Consider the following 3078-nt stretch of genomic DNA (forward strand, 5'->3'; position numbering starts at 1 on the left):
GAGAGTCGTATCCGATGTCTGCTGCCTGTTCATATCGCGTCCGTTGAACGCTTTCTACGAGAGAGTACCGAAATCAGCTCGGGCTAAACACATACGACTGGAAAAATGATTCTGTCGGCAGTATCTTCCAACCCCGTCTTCTGACTGGTCCAACTATTGATGGGATATTGGATCGGGGTCGAATTAGTCATTCGATACGAAATCCCGATCGTAATCAAAAACAAGGTAGAGGGGCTTGTTGACGTGCCCACTGCGTTGACTTGCCGGCACTACGAGACACAGGTATGAACCCACGCGATATCATCCGGCGAGACTATGATTCACGCGACGAGGGCCCACTGCGCGTATCCATAGTTCAGGACACACGCACCGCCGTCATCAACATCGGGGACCAACGAGACGGACTCACAGACAGGGCTGGCGAGGACCCGATCTCGATACCCTGGGCTGGTCGTTGGGACGACAATCGTCCCGGTGACTCAGTAGACGAAACTGTTCTCTCAAACTGATAAATTTTGAAAGTCAGGACTCCAGAGGTGGCCCCTCGGCCGGAGAGAGACGGCGGCCTTCGCACACCGCATATCGCCTCTTTCTTTGGACGAAAACCGCGATATGCAAGGCGAAATAACGCGCTCAAATAGCAGGAGAACCCCGTCGAGACGATTTGAGAGCGTAGAAAGTACCTCGACGAGCTGCCGGCTCACCACGATTTCGATAAAATTGGTCGACCACGGGGTAAGCGGAGCAAATTCGGGGAGTACTGATGCGAGCTACGAATAGCACTGTGTCAGGAACGCCTCGCTGGATGATTGTCCTCTCTTGGTCCTCACCGAAAGAAACGTATGATTCCCACGAATTCGGGACGGTGAACCCACTAAAAATTGCTCGACGGGGTTTCAGTACAAGAGGGGCAGCACTACAACCAATCCTCTCGATATCCTGAGGAACACTCGTTCACAGTCCGAGCTCAGTCAAAGACTCGTACGGAGTGTTAACCAATACGGCCCACGAACCCATAGGTTTGTTGGTTAAGACGATGAAGACGGCTCCCGTGCCTGCTGACTGTAACACTACTCGAAACTTCTTTATAAACATGTTTCGTATTATGTTACACCGTGCTCCGGCTCATCGAACTCGAGGTCCTCGCCACGGTCGACCGCGGCGACACGATCTCCGAACTCGCGACGAAGCTCGACCACAGCGAGAGTTACCTTTCCCGTGCCGTCGCCGACCTCGTCGAGAAGGGACTCGTCTATACGGAACGCGATGGCCGGCGAAAACGAGTCGTCCCGTCGGATGCTCGCGCCGTCGAACTCTACCAGGACCTCGTCCGTCAGCACTCCCACATCGAGTTCCCCGAGCTGCTGACCGGCAAGGCACTCGAGGTGCTGTACTATCTCGACCAGCCGCGAACCGTCTCCGAGATCGCCGACCAGAGCGACAACTACCGCAACACGGTCAACCGCGTCCTTAAGCGGTTTCGTGACCGTGGTCTCGTCGGCGCGGACGATGGTCGATACAAGTTCAACGCCGATTTCGACCGCCTCCACGAGTTCGCTCGGGAACTTGCACACCATCTGCATCGCCACCGCCTCGAAGCCGTGGTCCCGAAGGGTACGATTCTCTGGGAGGACTACGACGAATTCCTTGCCCAGGCCGAGACGGATATCGACGCAAAGGAGTTCCACGAAACCGGCCTTGCTCGATTCGTGGACTTCGACCTCCAGTTCCTGCTCACCGGCCACCGCTACTACGTCTACTCCGAGGAACTCGACGCAGTCTCGACGGCGGAGCTCTGCTGTCATACCCTCTTGATCGACGACGGTAGCCGACACCGCTCGTACTGTCTGCTCCTGCTCAGCCATGTCGACGTCGACGAGGAAAATCTCCGAGAGCAGGCAGCGAAGTATGACCTCGAAGACGAAATCGACGCCTTGCTCCGCTACCTTGAGACGCACGGCGAGGTCGACGACAACCGTCTCCCGGAGTGGGACGAGTTCCAGAAGCTGGCGGCTGACTACGAGGTGCAACCCCCACAATGAGACCAACATTCGGACACGAGTACATCGAGAACGAATTCCAGCGAATCGGAACGGGGGTCTCTGAACCGCTTACGGTCTACCTGCACCGATGGCCTGCAAGAGCGCAGCGAGCCGTTCCTCAACCTGGAGCGACTGACGGTCCGGCTGGTCAGCACCGAGGATATCTTCCTGCTCAAACTGATCGCGGGCCGTGACGACGACATCGAGGACATGAATATGCTCGTGCAGGCCGGCCTCGATTACGACGTCGTCCGGGATGAGCTCGAAGCCCAGATCGAACGTCTGGGGGTCGATCAGTTCGCTACGTTCGCGAACGAGGCCTTGGTTGAACTCAAGGAGCAGTACGGGGTGACCACGCCGATCGAGGCCCGCGTCCAGGAGCTCACGAATCGGTACTACCGGGGCTCGAAGTCCTCCAGGCACTCGACGAGCCGATGACCGTCGACGAACTGGCTCCCGAACTGGAGCTGGATACCGACGAGGTTCACGACCGGCTCGCGTATCTCTCAACGTTCGACCAGGTCCACCGAGATGGCGACACAGTCCGTCCCATTGAGTAGATTACGAACGGTGTCAAGCGACGACAGAGAAGGCTGATGCGAAGACTCGCAGCGAGCACCGCGTCTACGAGCTGTTGAAAGAGCAGGCGTTCCTCGGAGTCGTAGAATCGACTCGAACCGGTGGTGGCCGGGGTGAAGGCAGTTATCTTGAGCATCGGCTGGTTCAGGATACCGGCATCGTGTTGTAATCTGTCCTCCGGGACAGCCGGCTAGAGGATTTGGCATAGCTCACGTTTCAGTGACCTCCCACACCCCTGATCACGAGTGTATCTCTTGATACGTCGGAAACGTGGGGTGCAACCTCCTCAATCGTGGCCGATATCCCGTTCAATCTGAAGACTGAGCGCAATCGCCGAACCAAATATTTGGCCGTATCTTCCTAGTATAGCCCGTTGCACGCTTTCGAAATTAGCTGCGACCTATCATGGTGTGGGCACTAGCGTCTAAAATAGTCACTTTAACTAGACTAGAAGTCG

Annotated in this window: 1 protein-coding gene and 2 pseudogenes; all 3 read left to right on the plus strand. The window is 56.5% G+C overall.

All coding sequences use genetic code 11. The features are described 5' to 3' along the window. Positions 1–1115 precede the first annotated feature (1115 nt). Positions 1116–2042, plus strand: a complete 927-nt coding sequence (locus D8Y22_RS20060) for a helix-turn-helix transcriptional regulator (protein ID WP_141466423.1) — start codon at positions 1116–1118, stop codon at positions 2040–2042. Further along, positions 2039–2602: pseudogene (locus D8Y22_RS23260) on the plus strand (hypothetical protein). The gene D8Y22_RS20060 and the pseudogene D8Y22_RS23260 overlap by 4 nt, the downstream one beginning before the upstream one ends. Positions 2603–2604: 2 nt before the next feature. Then, positions 2605–2790 (plus strand): annotated as a pseudogene (locus D8Y22_RS23040) (cell division control protein Cdc6); the annotation flags it as partial. Positions 2791–3078: the final 288 nt, after the last annotated feature.

Origin of the sequence: Salinadaptatus halalkaliphilus, from assembly GCF_006543045.1 — an archaeon.
Taxonomy (GTDB): domain Archaea; phylum Halobacteriota; class Halobacteria; order Halobacteriales; family Natrialbaceae; genus Salinadaptatus; species Salinadaptatus halalkaliphilus.